The organism is Pedococcus sp. P3_C7 (assembly GCF_056402615.1).
The window spans coordinates 284,774-300,191 of record NZ_JBFUHC010000009.1 but is presented as its reverse complement, the minus strand read 5'-3'; the positions used below and the strand labels follow the sequence as shown (position 1 = coordinate 300,191).

General features: G+C 70.3%; 14 protein-coding genes and 1 pseudogene. 4 read left to right on the top strand and 11 right to left on the bottom strand.

The window, feature by feature from the left end; genetic code table 11:
• Positions 1 to 1,663, top strand: a 1,663-nt coding sequence (locus AC1DS4_RS14230; RefSeq protein WP_477646053.1) for a DUF349 domain-containing protein, incomplete at its 5' end; no start/stop codon positions are given.
• 25 nt (positions 1,664 to 1,688) lie between these two features.
• Here the strand turns inward: AC1DS4_RS14230 and AC1DS4_RS14225 are convergent.
• The 10 genes from AC1DS4_RS14225 to pdxT all read right to left on the bottom strand — a co-directional run bounded on the left by AC1DS4_RS14225 (position 1,689) and on the right by pdxT (position 11,848).
• On the bottom strand, positions 1,689 to 3,998 hold the full coding sequence (locus tag AC1DS4_RS14225) for a RelA/SpoT family protein (protein WP_477613005.1): 2,310 nt from the start codon (positions 3,996 to 3,998) through the stop codon (positions 1,689 to 1,691).
• A gap of 9 nt (positions 3,999 to 4,007) precedes the next feature.
• The gene (locus AC1DS4_RS14220) at positions 4,008 to 4,538 is read right to left on the bottom strand and encodes an adenine phosphoribosyltransferase (protein WP_477613006.1); all 531 of its coding nucleotides are present in this window, start codon (positions 4,536 to 4,538) and stop codon (positions 4,008 to 4,010) included.
• A 46-nt stretch (positions 4,539 to 4,584) separates the two neighbouring features.
• On the bottom strand, positions 4,585 to 5,760 hold the full coding sequence (gene secF, locus AC1DS4_RS14215) for a protein translocase subunit SecF (RefSeq protein WP_477613007.1): 1,176 nt from the start codon (positions 5,758 to 5,760) through the stop codon (positions 4,585 to 4,587).
• Positions 5,757 to 7,565 carry a protein translocase subunit SecD gene (secD, locus tag AC1DS4_RS14210; RefSeq protein WP_477632182.1) on the bottom strand — a complete coding sequence of 603 codons (1,809 nt, stop codon included), beginning with the start codon at positions 7,563 to 7,565 and terminating at the stop codon, positions 5,757 to 5,759. The genes secF and secD overlap by 4 nt, the downstream gene beginning before the upstream one ends.
• A 12-nt stretch (positions 7,566 to 7,577) precedes the next feature.
• Positions 7,578 to 7,877, bottom strand: coding sequence for a preprotein translocase subunit YajC (gene yajC, locus AC1DS4_RS14205; RefSeq protein WP_477613009.1), 300 nt, complete (start codon positions 7,875 to 7,877; stop codon positions 7,578 to 7,580).
• A gap of 233 nt (positions 7,878 to 8,110) precedes the next feature.
• Positions 8,111 to 9,214, bottom strand: coding sequence for a Holliday junction branch migration DNA helicase RuvB (ruvB, locus tag AC1DS4_RS14200; RefSeq protein WP_477632183.1), 1,104 nt, complete (start codon positions 9,212 to 9,214; stop codon positions 8,111 to 8,113).
• A gap of 3 nt (positions 9,215 to 9,217) precedes the next feature.
• Positions 9,218 to 9,820: a Holliday junction branch migration protein RuvA gene (gene ruvA / locus AC1DS4_RS14195; protein ID WP_477632184.1), complete on the bottom strand. Its 603-nt coding sequence runs from the start codon at positions 9,818 to 9,820 to the stop codon at positions 9,218 to 9,220.
• Entirely contained in the window at positions 9,817 to 10,368 is a 552-nt protein-coding gene (gene ruvC, locus AC1DS4_RS14190) for a crossover junction endodeoxyribonuclease RuvC (protein WP_477613012.1), read from the bottom strand. Before ruvC ends, ruvA begins: the two co-directional genes overlap by 4 nt.
• A 113-nt stretch (positions 10,369 to 10,481) precedes the next feature.
• On the bottom strand, positions 10,482 to 11,243 hold the full coding sequence (locus AC1DS4_RS14185; protein ID WP_477613013.1) for a YebC/PmpR family DNA-binding transcriptional regulator: 762 nt from the start codon (positions 11,241 to 11,243) through the stop codon (positions 10,482 to 10,484).
• Positions 11,240 to 11,848: a pyridoxal 5'-phosphate synthase glutaminase subunit PdxT gene (gene pdxT / locus AC1DS4_RS14180; RefSeq protein ID WP_477613014.1), complete on the bottom strand. Its 609-nt coding sequence runs from the start codon at positions 11,846 to 11,848 to the stop codon at positions 11,240 to 11,242. The genes AC1DS4_RS14185 and pdxT overlap by 4 nt, the downstream gene beginning before the upstream one ends.
• Before the next feature lie 66 nt (positions 11,849 to 11,914).
• Here pdxT and AC1DS4_RS14175 point away from each other — a divergent pair, with 66 nt between their 5' ends.
• From AC1DS4_RS14175 to AC1DS4_RS14165, 3 genes and pseudogenes are all read left to right on the top strand, one after another.
• Positions 11,915 to 12,466: a GNAT family N-acetyltransferase gene (locus AC1DS4_RS14175; RefSeq protein WP_477613015.1), complete on the top strand. Its 552-nt coding sequence runs from the start codon at positions 11,915 to 11,917 to the stop codon at positions 12,464 to 12,466.
• 49 nt (positions 12,467 to 12,515) lie between these two features.
• Positions 12,516 to 13,187, top strand: a complete 672-nt coding sequence (locus tag AC1DS4_RS14170; protein WP_477613016.1) for a GNAT family N-acetyltransferase — start codon at positions 12,516 to 12,518, stop codon at positions 13,185 to 13,187.
• A pseudogene (locus tag AC1DS4_RS14165) lies at positions 13,184 to 14,314 on the top strand (kynureninase); the annotation flags it as partial. The gene AC1DS4_RS14170 and the pseudogene AC1DS4_RS14165, both read left to right, overlap by 4 nt.
• A gap of 101 nt (positions 14,315 to 14,415) precedes the next feature.
• Here AC1DS4_RS14165 and pdxS read toward each other — a convergent pair.
• On the bottom strand, positions 14,416 to 15,339 hold the full coding sequence (gene pdxS / locus AC1DS4_RS14160; protein WP_477613018.1) for a pyridoxal 5'-phosphate synthase lyase subunit PdxS: 924 nt from the start codon (positions 15,337 to 15,339) through the stop codon (positions 14,416 to 14,418).
• Between the last annotated feature and the right edge of the window lie 79 nt (positions 15,340 to 15,418).

Genomic DNA, 15,418 nt, shown 5'->3' with positions numbered 1-15,418 from the left:
GGCCGAGGCTGCACCCGAGCCCGTGGCCGAGGCTGCACCCGAGCCCGAGGCTGCACCCGAGCCCGAGGCTGCACCCGAGCCCGTGGCCGAGGCTGCACCCGAGCCCGTGGCCGAGGCTGCACCCGAGCCCGTGGCCGAGGCTGCACCCGAGCCCGTGGCCGAGGCTGCACCCGAGCCCGAGGCTGCACCCGAGCCCGAGGCTGCACCCGAGCCCGTGGCCGAGGCTGCACCCGAGCCCGTGGCCGAGGCTGCACCCGAGCCCGACGCTGCCTCCGAAGCCGCTCCCGCTCCCGCACCGAAGCCGGTACCCCGACCGGCTCCGAAGCCGGGCCCGGTGCCGACCCCTGCCGCGGTGCGCAAGGTGGCTCACGCCCAGCCCGCTGCGCTGACCGTCGCTGCGCCGCCCGGACCGCCGTCGGAGACGTTCGGTCGCGCGGCCGAGGACGGCACCGTGTTCGTCCGCACCGCCGATGGCGAGCGGGAGGTGGGCGCCTACCCGGGAGCCACCCCCGACGAGGCGCTGCACTACTTCGCGCGCAAGTACGACGAGCTCTACGCCTCCGCAGACCTGTTGCACCAGCGGCTGACCACCACTGACCTGTCCGCCAAGGACGCCGCCGAGGGCCTGGCCAAGCTGCGCGAGCACTGCGCCGAGGCCAATGTCGTCGGCGACCTCGCCGGTCTCGACGCCAAGGTGGGCGAGATCGAGGGCCTGGTTGCTGCGCGCAAGGCGGCCGAGTCCGCCGAACGCAGCGCAGCCCGAGCCGCGGCGACGGTCGAGCGCGAAGCCATCGTGGCCGAAGCCGAGAAGATCGCGGGACAGCCCGAAGCCAAGATCCAGTGGAAGAGCAGTGGTGCCCGCATGCGCGAGCTGCTCGACGGCTGGAAGAAGCACCAGCGCGAGGGTGCACGGCTGGACCGCGAGACCGAGGGCGCCCTCTGGCAGCGGTTCAGCCAGGCCCGCAACTCCTTCGACAAGGCACGTCGGGTCCACTTCGCCCAGCTCGAAGGCACCCAGGCCGAGGCCAAGGCCGCCAAGCAGGAGCTCGTCAAGGAGGCCGAGGCCCTCTCCACCAGCACCGACTGGGGCCAGACGGCCGGCGCCTTCAAGCGACTCATGGATCGCTGGCGTCAGGCCGGGCGCGCCTCCCGGTCCGACGACGACGCGTTGTGGGAGCGGTTCAAGGCCGCCCAGGATGCGTTCTTCGCCGCGAAGGACGAGGTCGCGGCCAAGGAGGACGAGGAGTTCCGGGGCAACCTGGCCGTCAAGGAGGCCCTGCTCACCGAAGCCCAGGACATCCTCCCGGTGAAGGACCTCGAGACCGCCAAGGCCGCCCTCCGCACGCTGCAGGACAAGTGGGACGCTGCGGGCAAGGTCCCCCGGGGCGACGTCGACCGCATGGAGAAGGGGATGCGTCGCATCGAGCAGGCGGTACGCGACGCCGACGACCAGCGCTGGAAGCAGTCCAACCCCGAGGTCGCGGCCCGCGCCCAGAGCATGGTCGACCAGCTCGAGGCGTCGGTCTCCTCGCTCAAGGACGACCTGGCCAAGGCGCAGGCCTCCGGCAACGAGAAGAAGGTCAAGGACGCCCAGGCCAAGCTCGAGGCCCAGGAGCAGTGGCTGGCCCAGGCCCGCGGCAACGTCGACGAGTTCGGTTCCTAGACCACGACCCTCGTGTGCCGCGGGGCTAGGCCTTGGCGGCGGTGGCCTTGGTGCCGGTGATCCGGTAGACGTCGAACACGCCGTCGATCTTGCGGACGGCCTTCATCACGTGTTCGAGGTGGCTCGGGTCACCCATCTCGAAGGTGAACTTGCTGATCGCCACCCGGTCTCGCGAGGTCTGCACCGAGGCCGAGAGGATGTTGACGTGCTGGTCGGACAGCACCCTGGTGACGTCGGACAACAACCGGTTGCGGTCCAGGGCCTCGACCTGTAGCTGCACCAGGAAGACCGACGCCGACGAGGGGGCCCACTCGACCTCGATCATCCGATCTGGTTGCGACAGAAGGGATTCAGCGTTGGTGCAGTCGGTGCGGTGCACTGAGACGCCATTGCCCCTGGTGATGAATCCCATGATCGGGTCACCCGGCACCGGGGTGCAGCAGCGGGCCAGCTTGACCCACACGTCCGCAGTGCCGACCACCACGACGCCGGGGTCGCCCGTGCGTCGCCGCATCGACCGGGTCGGCGTCGTCGCCTCCGCAAGGTCCTCGGATGCGCCCTCCTCGCCCCCCAGCGAGACCACCAGCCGGCCCACCACGTGCTGGGCGGACACGTGCCCCTCGCCCACCGCGGCATACAGGGCGTCGATGTCCTGGTAGCGCAGCTCTGACGCCAGGCCGGTCAGGGTCTCGACGGTGAGCAGTCGCTGGAGCGGGAGGCCTTCCTTGCGCATGGCGCGGGCGATCGCGTCCTTGCCGGTCTCGATCGCCTCCTCGCGACGCTCCTTGGAGAACCACTGCTTGATCTTGTTGCGCGCCCGAGGCGACTTGACGAAGGTGAGCCAGTCGCGGGAAGGTCCGGCGCCGTCGGCCTTGGAGGTGAGCACCTCGACGACGTCACCGTTCTCGAGGGTCGACTCCAGCGGCACGAGACGGCCGTTGACGCGGCCGCCGATGCAGTGGTGGCCCACCTCGGTGTGCACGGCGTAGGCGAAGTCGACCGGCGTCGCTCCGGCCGGCAGGGCCACCACCTCGCCCTTGGGCGTGAAGACGTAGACCTCGCGGGCGTTGATCTCGAAGCGCAGCGAGTCGAGGAACTCCCCCGGGTCGGCGGTCTCCTTCTGCCAGTCGAGCAGCTGGCGCAGCCACGCCATGTCGTTGATGGGGCCGGTCTCGCCTTCCTTGGCACCGGACGCGGGGGCAGTCCCATCCTCCTTGTACTTCCAGTGGGCGGCGACGCCGTACTCGGCCCGGCGATGCATGGTGTGCGTGCGGATCTGGATCTCGACGGCCTTGCCCTCAGGGCCGATCACCGTCGTGTGCAGGGACTGGTACATGTTGAACTTGGGCATCGCGATGTAGTCCTTGAACCGCCCCGGCAGGGGGTTCCAGCGCGCGTGCAGCGCACCCAGCGCGGCGTAGCAGTCGCGCACCGAGTCGACGAGGACCCGCACCGCCACGAGGTCGTAGATGTCCTCGAAGTCGCGACCCCGGACGATCATCTTCTGGTAGACGGAGTAGTAGTGCTTCGGCCGACCGGTCACCGTCGCCTTGATCTTGGCGCCCCTGAGGTCCTCGCTGACCTGGTCCCGCACCCCTGAGAGGAACTCCTCGCGTGCGGGGGCCCGCTCGGCCACGAGGCGCACGATCTCGTCGTAGACCTTGGGGTAGAGCGTCGCGAAGGACAGGTCCTCGAGCTCCCACTTGATGGTGTTCATGCCGAGCCGGTGGGCCAGCGGGGCGTAGATCTCGAGGGTCTCGCGAGCCTTGCGCTGCGCGGACTCCACCGAGACGTAGCGCCAGGTGCGGGCGTTGTGCAGGCGGTCGGCCAGCTTGATCACCAGCACCCGGATGTCGCGGGCCATCGCCACGACCATCTTGCGCACGGTCTCGGCCTGCGCGGCGTCGCCGTAGGTCACCTTGTCGAGCTTGGTGACACCGTCCACGAGCATCGCCACCTCGCGCCCGAAGTCCTTCTCCAGCTGCGTGAGGCTGTACTCCGTGTCCTCCACCGTGTCGTGGAGCAGCGCAGCCGCCAGGGTGGCCGGCGTCATGCCCAGCTCGGCGAGGATCGTGGTCACCGCGAGCGGGTGGGTGATGTACGCGTCGCCGGACTTGCGCGTCTGGCCCCGGTGCGCCTCCTCGGCGACGACGTACGCGCGCTCGATGACCGTCAGGTCAGCCTTGGGGTGGGTGGCTCGGACTGTCTGGAGCAGGGGCTCCAGGACCGGGTTGATCGGACCTCCGCGGCTGCCGAAGCGGGCCAGGCGGGCGCGGACGCGGTTCGCCGAGGAGGCACCGGTGGGCACCGGTCCGGTGACGACGTCCTCGGTCATGCCGAAAGCCTACGGGACCACCACGGTGGCGTGGATCTCACGCCCAGCCAACCGCTCACGGCCGGGCAGGAACCCGAGCTCGACCAGCGTCTCGAAGGCCACGACCGTGGCACCGGCCTGCTCCAGCAGCCGACAGGCCGCCTCGGCGGTGCCTCCCGTGGCGAGCACGTCGTCAACGAGCAGGACGCGCTCACCGCTCACGAAGGCATCGCTGTGGATCTCGATGGTCGCCGTGCCGTACTCGAGGTCGTAGGTCAGCCCGACGGTGTCGCCCGGCAGCTTGCCCGCCTTGCGCACCGGGACGAAGCCGACCCCCAGCTCGTGCGCGAGAGCGGCTCCGAAGATGAAGCCGCGAGCCTCGATACCGACGACCAGGTCGATGCTGCCCCTGCGTCGGTCCGCCATGTCGCGGATGACGGCACCGAAGACCTCGGGGTCGGCCAGGACCGGCGTCACGTCCTTGAACAGGATCCCCGGGCTGGGAAAGTCCTGGACGTCGCGCAACCGCGCGGAGACCCGCTCGGCGAGGGTGTCGCTCACTGACCCACCCGGGCGCAGCGGCTCCATCTCGTCGACGAGCTGCGCCTCATCGACGAGACTTCGGCGGACGCTTGGGCTGGTTGCGCGGACCACTGGTCGCGTACTTGTGGGTCTCGCGCACCACGCCACCGGAACGTGCCGCCGCCGAGACCGACTCGCGGCCGGAGGTGGCTGCAGCGAGCTCTTCGGCGTCGGGCTCGTGCGGGACCGGAGCGGCATCGGAGGCGGAGACGACGCCGCCATGACGCGCTTGGTAGCGGGTGGCCTTCTTCTCGAGATCGACGACAGCCGGCTCCTTCAGGCGCAGGTGCACCAACAGCGGCGTGGCGATGAAGATCGAGGAGTAGGCGCCGACGGCGATACCGACGAACAGGGCCAGGGCCAGGTCGAGCAGGGTGCCGGGGCCGAGGAAGAGGAACCCGATGACCAGGATCGATGCGATCGGCAGCAGCGCCACGATCGTGGTGTTGATCGACCGCACCAGGGTCTGGTTGACGGCGAGGTTCGCCGCCTGGGCGTAGGTGAGACGGCCGTTGCCGAGCGCCTCGGTGGTGTTCTCACGCACCTTGTCGAAGACGACGACGGTGTCGTACAGCGAGTACCCGAGGATCGTCAGGAAGCCGATCATCGTGGCCGGGGAGACCTCGAAACCGGCCAGCGCATAGATGCCCACCGTGATGAAAAGGTCGTGGAGCAGGGCCACGAGCCCCGCGACGGCCATCTTCCACGTGCGGAAGTAGATCGCCATCACGATCGACACGAGTGCGAGGAACACAGCCAGGGCCTTGAGGGCCTGCTGGCTCACGGAGGCACCCCAGGACGGCCCGACGAACGATGCGGAGACGTTGTCGACGTCGGTCTTGAACTCGGAGGCCAGTGCCGTCTGCACGGCACGGATCTCGGACTCGCCCAGCTGCTCGGTCTGCACCCGAATGGTGCCGGTGCCGACCTTGGTCACCTCGGCGGCACCAGCCGTCGGGATGTGGCTGACGGCGTCCTTGGCCCTGGCCTCGTAGTCCGCCGAGCTCGCGACCGACGACACCCGGAACTCCGAGCCGCCGCGGAACTCGAGGCTGAGGTTGAGGCCGTGCCAGACCAGCCCGATGATCGCGAGCAGGACGAAGACCCCGGAGACGGCGTACCACCGCTTGTAGCGACCGACGAAGTCGATGGACCGCTTGCCGGTGTAGAGGTCGTTGCCCAGTGCGGCGAAGTTGATCACAGTGCGCTCCCGTCGCTCACAGCAGATGCGGTGGTCGGCATCGCGACCCGTCCGCGCCCGGCATACCTGGGCTTGTGTGCCTTGGCCCCGAGCCGCTCCGGGTCGAGACCCGACCACTTGTGTCCACCGCCGAAGAACTTGGTGCCGGCCAGGATCGCCACGAGGGGGTGGGTGAACAGCACGACGATGAGCAGGTCGATCAGGGTCGTGAGGCCCAGGGTGAAGGCGAACCCGCGCACGTTGGAGGACGCCAGCAGGTAGAGGACGAACGCGGCCAGGAAGTTCACGCCGTCCGCGGCCAGGATGGTTCGTCGGGCTCGGCGCCAGCCGGTGTCGACGGCGGCACGCAGGGGTCGTCCCTCACGCACTTCGTCGCGAATGCGTTCGAAGTAGACGATGAAGGAGTCGGCGGTGACACCGATGGCCACGATGAGCCCGGTCACGCCCGCCATGTCGAGTCTGAAGTTGTGTGACCAGCCGAGCACGGCGATCGCGACGTAGGTCAGCAGCGCCGCGATGACGATGGACAGCACGGTGACCAGGCCCAGGGCGCGGTACTGCGCGAGGGAGTACATGAAGACCAGCGCGAAGCCGATGACTCCGGCGATCAGACCCATCCTGAGCTGCTCGCTGCCCAGGGTCGGGCTGATCTGGTCGCGGGTCTGCAGCGTGAACGACAGGGGCAGGGCACCGAACTTGAGCTGGTTGGCCAGGTCGCGGGCCGACGTGATCGTGAACTGGCCCGAGATGCTGGCCTGCCCGTCGAGGATCGCGGCCTGGAAGTACGGCGCCACGATGACACGCGAGTCGAGGGTGGCGGCCATCTGGTTGCGGGGAGTCTCGAGGGTGACCATCCGCTTGCTCGCCTCGGCGTAGGCCTTGGTGCCCTCGGACTTGAAGCTCAGCGTGATCTCGACGGTGCTGGACGGCTGGCCGTTGGACAGGGGTCGGTAGCCGGCTGCGGCGTCCTTGATCTGGTCGCCGTTCACCACGACCGGGCCGAGGACGTACTTCTCTGCGCCGTCGTCGCTGCACGTGACCAGCGGCTTCGCCGGGTCGTCCACGATCTTGTCGACCACGGCGGGGTCGGAGCAGTCCAGCGCCTGGAACGCAGCCGCGACGTCGGCCGTGATCCACGCCAGGTCGCTGGCGTTCTGGGGCGCGGCGGTCGAGCCCGTGGGCTTGGCCGTGGAGGTACCCGTGGCACTGCCCGTCGCGGAACCGGTCGGAGTGGGCGGCGTGGTGGCCTTGACGAACGCCCCGGGCAGGGCGGAGCCGGCCGGCGTCGCCGAACCGGTGGCCGTGGCGGACGGGCTGGGAGCCTTGCTCGGCGTGGCGGTGCCGGTGCCCGTTGCCGTGCCGGTGGCCGTCCCGGTGTCCGTGCCCGTGGGGGTCGGCTGGTTCACTCCCGGCGCGGCAGCGAGGACGGGGCGGAAGCGCATCTGCGAGGACTTGCGGATGGCGTCCTCGGTCGTCTTGTCCAGGCTGGTGCCCGGGACGCTCACGACGATGTCCTCGCCGTTGCGCGTGGTCACCTCGGCGCCCGCGACGCCGTTGGCGTCGACGCGCTGGACGATGATGTCCCGCGCCTGGGTGAGCTGCTCGTTGGTGACCTTGCTGTTGCCGACCAGCACGGGCTTGAGCACCAGCTGGGTGCCCCCGTCGAGGTCGAGACCGAGCTTGGGCTGCCACTGTGCGTCACCCCAGGTGGTGGCCGCGAAGAGGAGGCCGTAGAGGCCGAGGGTGACGGCCGCCAGCGCTGACAGGATCTTCAGCGGCTTGCGGTTGTGCGGGTTGATTGCCACGTGCAGGGACCTCTACTCGGTGGTGCGGGGTGCGGCCGGGCCGGGTGACACCGTCTTGGTGCCGATGGCGCGCCGGTCGAAGCGGACGGTGACCCCGGGGCTGATCTCCAGGGTGGCGGTGCTGTCGTCGAGGGACGTGATCGTGCCGTAGAGCCCGGAGGTCGTGCAGACCTCGTCGCCGACGGCCAGAGCCGCCTGCAGTGACTGCACCTCGCGCTGGCGCCGACGCTGGCTGAACACCATGAAGACGATGAGCAGCACGGGCAGCGCGAAGATCAGCAGGCTGGCTATGGGCGAGCCGCCATTCGACATGGAGCAGTCCCTTCACGGTTTGGGGCAGTCAGGGTGCGGCGCCACGCAGTAGGGCACGCGCAAGTCCCCGGCTCCAGCCGGGGGACCGCCCGAGTGTAGGTGACGCACGGCATACCGACCAACGTGCCCCACCGTGGCTGCGTTCCAATTGTGACCTTTGCTCGCCCATGGCGAGAAGGGGCGAGCACGGGCGAGCACGTGCAGGTATGCCGTGGGCACGCCGCCCGAGCGGGTCACCCGCCGAAGCGACCCTCGCCGGTGTCGAGGGGCAGGCTGGGCTGGGGTTGGTGGCCGAGCGGTGGCGTCAGGCCCAGGTGCTCCCATGCCATGGCCGTCGCGGCCCGGCCACGAGGCGTGCGCGTGATGAAGCCCTCACGGACGAGGAACGGCTCGGCGACGGTCTCGACCGTGTCGGCCTCCTCCCCCACTGCGACCGCGAGCGTCGACAGACCGACGGGTCCGCCTCCGAAGCGCCGGCAGAGGGAGTCGAGGACGGCGCGGTCGAGGCGGTCCAGCCCGCGGTCGTCGACGTCGAACAGGGCCAGCGCGGCATGCGCCGCCTCCTCGTCGACGACGTCGCGTCCGTGCACCTGGGCCCAGTCGCGGACCCGTCGCAGCAGCCGGTTCGCGATGCGTGGTGTGCCGCGCGATCGCCGCGCGATCTCGGTGATGCCGTCGGTGTCGGCCGACACCTCGAGCAGTCGCGCCGAGCGTTCGAGGATCGTGACCAGGTCCTCGGCAGCGTAGAAGTCGAGGTGCCCGGTGAAGCCGAACCGGTCGCGCAGCGGCGCGGGGAGCAGCCCTGCCCGGGTGGTGGCGCCCACGACGGTGAAGGCGGGGAGCTCCAGGGGGATGGCTGTGGCGCCGGGGCCCTTGCCGACGATGACGTCGACCCGGAAGTCCTCCATGGCGAGGTAGAGCATCTCCTCGGCCGACCGCGACATGCGGTGGATCTCGTCGAGGAAGAGGACCTCCCCCTCCATGAGCGAGGAGAGCACCGCCGCCAGGTCGCCGGCGTGCTGGATGGCGGGGCCGCTGGTGATGCGGATCGGCCGCCCCAGCTCGGTGCCGATGAGCATGGCCAGCGTGGTCTTGCCCAGACCCGGCGGCCCGGAGAGCAGCACGTGGTCGGGCGGTGTCCCCCGTCGCCGGGCCGCCTCGAGCACGAGCGAGAGCTGGTCGCGCACCCGCGTCTGACCGGTGAACTCGCTGAGCCTGCGTGGTCGCAGGGCTGCCTCCACGGTGCGCTCGTCGGCATCGCCCTCGGCGTCGACCACCCGCGCGGTGGCATCGACCGAGGAGTCCTCGAACATCTCGGAGGAGAAGCCCTCAGCCATGGCCTAGCGCCCCAGCTCTCGCAGCGCCGCGCGGAGCATCGAAGAGACGTCGGCCCCGGCCGGCGCCGCCTCCGCCGCCCGCGACACGGCGTCGTCGGCCTGCTTGGCGGAGTATCCGAGCCCCACGAGGGCCTCGGCCACCTGGTCACGCCAGGCCGTGGCTCCCACGGCCGGGACGGCAGTCGCGCCACCCGCCGCACCGGACGGCATACCGAGCTTGTCGCGCAGCTCGAGGACGATGCGCTCGGCACCCTTGCGGCCGATCCCGGGCACCTTGGTGAGCGTCGCGAGGTCCGCGCTGCTGACCGCTGCCCGTAGCCGGTCGGGGGCCAGCACCGAGAGCATCGCGAGGGCGATCCGAGGTCCGACGCCCGAGACGGTCTGCACCTGTTCGAAGATGTCACGCTCGTCGTCGGACGTGAAGGCGTAGAGGGTCAGCGAGTCCTCGCGGACGACGAGGGTGGTCGCGAGCAGCGCCTCCTGACCGAGGTGCAGTGCGGACGCGGTGGCCGGTGTCGTGTGCAGCAGCATGCCCACTCCCCCGACCTCGACGACGACTCGGTCGAGACCGATGTGCCGCACCGGTCCGCGGACCGAGGCGATCACCGGGCCACCGCGGCTCGGCCAGCTGAGCGGAGGCGTTCCTGCTCCGCCCTGGCGGCGTCCTGGAGCCGGGTGGCGGCGGGGCCCTGCCACAGGTGGCAGATGGCGATGGCGAGGGCGTCCGCGGCGTCGGCGGGCTTCGGCGCGGACTCCATCCGCAGGATCCGGGTCACCATGGCCGTCACCTGGGCCTTGTCGGCCCGGCCCGAGCCGGTGACCGCTGCCTTGACCGAGGTCGGCGTGTGCAGCTGGACCGGGAGCCCCCTGCGCGCCGCGGCAAGCAGCGGGATCGCCGAGGCCTGCATGGTGTTCATGACGCTGGCGACGTTGACGTCGGCGAAGACCTGCTCCACGGCGATCGCGTCAGGCTCGAACCGGTCGAGCCACGCGTCGAGCTCGGTCTGGAGGTAGAGCAGCCGCTCGGCGGTCGGCTCGGTGGCCGGGGAACGCACCACGCCGACGGCCACGAGGCGGACCTGGCGACCACGACCGCCCTCGACCACCCCGATGCCACAGCGGGTCAGGCCGGGATCGACCCCGAGTACGCGCACGACAGCTGCTCCCTCACGTCCGACTGCGTTTTCGAACAACCATGCGTTTCCGAACACATGTTCGGTTGAACGCTACACACCGGTTCGCACCTTCGGGCGCAGCAACACGCCTTCTACTCGTCGTCGTCCTCGATCTCGGCGAGCACGTCGTCGCTGATGTCTCCGTTGGCGAACACGTCCTGCACGTCGTCGGAGTCCTCGAGGGCCTCGATGACGCGGATCATCTTGCGTGCCCCGTCTGCGTCGAGCGGCACCTTGAGGTTCGGCACCCACGAGGCCTCGGCGGAGTCGTAGTCGATCCCGGCGTCCTGGACGGCCTTGCGGACGGCGACGAAGTCGGTCGCCTCGGAGATGATCTCGAAGGCGTCGCCGAGGTCGTTGACCTCGTCGGCACCGGCCTCGAGGACGATCTCGAGGATGTCGTCCTCGGTCTTGTCGCCCTTGGGGACCACGACGACGCCCTTGCGGTCGAAGACGTAGGACACCGAACCGGGGTCGGCCAGCTGGCCGCCGTTGCGGGTCAGCGCGGTGCGGACCTCGGCAGCCGCTCGGTTGCGGTTGTCGGTCAGGCACTCGATGAGGACGGCGACACCACCGGGCGCGTAGCCCTCGTAGGTGATGGTCTCCCAGTCGGCGCCGCCGGCCGTCGCACCGGACCCGCGCTTGACCGCGTTGTCGATGTTGTTGTTGGGGACCGAGGTCTTCTTGGCCTTCTGGATGGCGTCGTAGAGCGTCGGGTTGCCCGTGGGGTCACCGCCACCGGTGCGCGCCGCGACCTCGATGTTCTTGATGAGCTTGGCGAAGAGCTTGCCCCGCTTCGCGTCGATGGCAGCCTTCTTGTGCTTCGTGGTTGCCCATTTGCTGTGGCCGCTCATGCCTTGCCTCTCACGATCTCGACGAACAACTGGTGGAACCGGTGGTCACCGGTCACTTCCGGGTGGAAGGAGGTGGCCATCAGGGACCCCTGACGAACGGCGACGATCCTACCTGCGGCAGGTCCGTCCTCCACGCGGGCCAGCACCTCGACCCCCTCGCCCACCTCCTCGACCCACGGCGCACGGATGAACACGGCCCGCATCGGCGCGCCGCCGATGGCCCGGATGTGCAGGTCCTCCTCGAAGGAGTCCACCTGCCGGCCGAACGCGTTGCGACGCACCGTGATGTCCAGGCCGCCGAGCGTCTGCTGGTCGGGTCGGGCGTCGGCGATGCGGTCGGCGAGCATGATCATCCCCGCGCAGGAGCCGTATGCCGGCATGCCGGCCGCCAGCCGCGCCCGGAGTGGGTCGCGCAGCTCGAAGGCGCGGACCAGCTTGTCCATGGTCGTGGACTCACCGCCCGGGATGATGAGCGCGTCCACCGCGTCCAGCTCGGAGGTCCGGCGCACGGTGGTGGCGCGGGCGCCCGCCTGCTCCACGGCATACAGGTGCTCGCGCACGTCGCCCTGGACGGCGAGGACTCCGATGGTGGGCTGCTCGGTCACGCCCGGAATGCTACGGGCGGCGGGAGCGCCGCAACGCCCCGCCCTGCCCCGACCTAGGGTGGCGCCATGACTGACGCCTTCGAAGAGGTGGTGGTGCGCGAGCGCACCAGTGACGACATCCCGGCCCTGGCCGACGTCCTGACCGCCCAGCAGCCGCACTCGGGGTATCCCCAGAGCTGGCCCCTGCCGTTCCCGGTGGAGTCGTTCATCGCGCGGGCCGACGAGGACGCAGCCTGGGTCGCCGAGCTCGGCGGGCGCGTGGTCGGCCACGTCGCGGTCTCGCGGGTCGAGCCGGGGATGGAGGCCGACCTCTGGATCGCGGGGACCGGCCGCCCACGGGAGGAGCTCGCGGCGGTCGCGGTCCTCTTCGTGGATCACACGACCGTCGGCAGGGGTGTCGGGAAGGCCCTTCTCGCGACCGCGGTCGCGGCCATCCGCGAGTCGGGCCGGACACCTGTCCTGGACGTCGTGCGGGAGACCACCTCGGCCGTCGAGCTGTACCGGCGCACGGGGTGGCAGGTGGTCGGCGAGGGCCGCCCGTGGTGGCTGCCCGAGGACCACCTGCCCGTGCTCTTCATGGCGCTGCCCCCTGCCCGGGAGCCGGGAGCGCGGGGCTGACGCTTGCGTCGAGCGGTTCCTGGACCCCGAGCAGGGGTACTTTTCAGGCATGTCCGACTACACGATCAGGGCGCTCACGCCGGAGACGTTCGACGACTTCGCCGCGCTCGTCGAGCGGAACAAGGGCATGTTCGCCAACTGCTGGTGCACCTGGTTCCATCCGGAGGACCGGGAGCCGGACAGCACCGCCGAGGACAACCGCGCGTTCAAGAAGCGCCGGGTGGATGAGGGGATCGCGCACGCGGCGCTGGTCTACGACGGCGACCTCGCCATCGCCTGGGCGGAGTACGGGACGCCGGAGGAGCTGCCCAGCATCCACCACCGCAAGGAGTACCTCGCCACGGCCGAGCGACTCCCCGACTACCGGGTCACCTGCATCCAGGTCGAGCGCAGCCACCGCGGCAAGGGCCTGGCGTCGATCGCCCTGCGTGGAGCGGTCGAGCTGATCGCTCGGGCCGGCGGTGGTCTGGTCGAGGGCTACCCACACGACACCGGTGGCGTCCGGAAGAAGAACTCGTCGTTCCTCTACAACGGCACCCGCACGATGTACGAGCGCGAGGGCTTCAGCTACGACCGCCCCAAGGGCCTCGGCAACTGCGTCATGGTGCGCGAGGTGGCCTCGAGCGACCGGACCTCGGGGAGTAGCGCCGGTCGTCGTGGACCTGCGCCGCACGCCCGGGGTGTGGCATCGCGTCCCCCCACGCGACTGGCCAGGACATGAACCTGTGCCGTCGAGGCCCTGACATCACCGCACCGCCCACCTATAGGTTTCGGGGCATGACCGACCTCACCACCCGCGCTCGCGACCTCGATGCCCAGCACTCCTCCACCGACCGACGCAGCGCGTTCCGGATCCCTGAGGGGGTCATCTACCTCGACGGCAACTCCCTCGGCGCCCTGTCCGTCGCTGCGGCCGAGACGGCCGCCGACGTGGTCGCCCGCCAGTGGGGAGAGCAGCTCATCCGTGCATGGAACGAGTCGGACTGGTGGGGTGCGCCCGAGCGGGTCGGTGACCGCATCGGCTCGCTGGTCGGTGCGGCGCCGGGCCAGGTCGTCGTCACCGACTCCACGTCCGTCAACCTCTTCAAGGCCATCGTCGCCGCCTCGCGCCTGCGCCCGGGCCGGAGCACGGTGCTGACCGACCCCGACTCCTTTCCCACGGATGTCTACATCGCCCGGTCCGCCTGCGAGCTGCTCGGCCTGACCCTCGAGCTCGTGCCCACCCCCGAGGCGCCCGCGCGCATCGCGGAGCTGGGTGACTCGCTGGCGCTGGCGGCCTACTCGCAGGTCGACTACCGCACGGGTAAGCAGTGGGACCTGCCGGCCCTCACCCGCGCCGCCCACGGCGTCGGCGCCCTTGTGTGCTGGGACCTCTGCCACTCGGCCGGTGCGATGCCGGTCGGGCTCGACGATGGCGGCGCAGACCTCGCGGTGGGCTGCGGCTACAAGTACCTCAGCGGCGGCCCCGGCGCCCCCGCGTTCATCTACGTCCGGCGTGAGCACCTGGGCGACTTCGAGAACGTCCTGTCCGGCTGGCAGGGCCACGCCAGCCCGTTCGGGATGTCCACCGACTACGCCCCCGCGGCCACCATCACGAGGGCCAGGGTCGGCACGGCTCCCCTGCTCAGCCTGCTGACGCTGGAAGGTGCGCTCACGGCATACGACGGGCTCTCGATCGAGGAGGTGCGCGCCCGCTCACTGTCACTGACAGGACTGTTCATCGAGGCGCTGGACGCCCTGGGTGTCGACCTGCCGCTCGCGACGCCACGCGAGGAGGCGCGGCGCGGCTCGCAGGTGAGCCTGCGGCACCCCGAGGCGTATGCCGTGGTGCAGGCCCTCATCGCGCGGGGCGTGATCGGCGACTTCCGTGAGGTCGACATCGTGCGGCTCGGGTTCAGCCCGTGGTTGGCCACCGGGCGCCGTGCTCTGTCAGCTGTGGGACGGGCCGGTCACCAACCGCGCTCGGAGAGGCGGTGCGGCTCGGGGATCTCGTCGACGTTGAGGCCGACCATCGCCTCACCGAGGCCGCGCGAGACCTTGGCGATGACGTCGGGGTCGTCGAAGAAGGTCGTCGCCTTCACGATGGCCTCGGCGCGCTGGGCCGGGTTGCCGGACTTGAAGATGCCGGAGCCGACGAACACGCCCTCGGCGCCGAGCTGCATCATCATCGCGGCGTCGGCCGGGGTCGCGATGCCGCCCGCGGTGAACAGCACGACGGGGAGCTTGCCCAGCTCGGCGACCTCCTTGACCAGGTCGTACGGCGCCTGGAGCTCCTTGGCCGCGACGAACAGCTCGTCCTCGGGCAGGCCCTGGAGCCTGCGGATCTGCTGGCGGATCTGGCGCATGTGGGTGGTCGCGTTGGAGACGTCGCCGGTGCCGGCCTCACCCTTGGAGCGGATCATCGCCGCGCCCTCGGTGATGCGGCGCAGGGCCTCGCCGAGGTTGGTCGCACCGCAGACGAAGGGAACCGTGAAGTTCCACTTGTCGATGTGGTTGGCGTAGTCGGCCGGGGTCAGAACCTCGGACTCGTCGATGTAGTCGACCCCCAGGGACTGCAGCACCTGGGCCTCGACGAAGTGACCGATGCGGGCCTTGGCCATCACCGGGATCGACACGGCCTCGATGATGCCGTCGATCATGTCGGGGTCGGACATGCGCGACACGCCACCCTGGGCGCGGATGTCGGCGGGGACCCGCTCGAGGGCCATCACGGCGACGGCGCCGGCGTCCTCGGCGATCTTGGCCTGCTCGACGTTGACGACGTCCATGATGACGCCGCCCTTGAGCATCTCGGCCATCCCCCGCTTGACGCGTGACGTGCCGGTGGTGGGCTGCGTGGCTGTGCTCTCGACGGGGTTGCTCTCGGCGGACATGGCGGACCTACTCCAGATCTGTTCAGGGCGCAGCGCAGGGAACGCGCTTCGGCACCAATGTTAGTTGGTATGCCGCGGC

Bases quoted from the DNA above. Each gene is read 5' to 3' on its own strand.
- AC1DS4_RS14175 (WP_477613015.1), top strand. From the start codon at position 11,915: ATGACTGACGCCTTCGAAGAGGTGGTGGTGCGCGAGCGCACCAGTGAC.
- AC1DS4_RS14185 (WP_477613013.1), bottom strand. From the start codon at position 11,243: ATGAGCGGCCACAGCAAATGGGCAACCACGAAGCACAAGAAGGCTGCC.
- yajC (WP_477613009.1), bottom strand. From the start codon at position 7,877: ATGTCGAATGGCGGCTCGCCCATAGCCAGCCTGCTGATCTTCGCGCTG.
- AC1DS4_RS14225 (WP_477613005.1), bottom strand. From the start codon at position 3,998: ATGACCGAGGACGTCGTCACCGGACCGGTGCCCACCGGTGCCTCCTCG.
- pdxS (WP_477613018.1), bottom strand. From the start codon at position 15,339: ATGTCCGCCGAGAGCAACCCCGTCGAGAGCACAGCCACGCAGCCCACC.
- ruvB (WP_477632183.1), bottom strand. From the start codon at position 9,214: ATGGCTGAGGGCTTCTCCTCCGAGATGTTCGAGGACTCCTCGGTCGAT.
- AC1DS4_RS14170 (WP_477613016.1), top strand. From the start codon at position 12,516: ATGTCCGACTACACGATCAGGGCGCTCACGCCGGAGACGTTCGACGAC.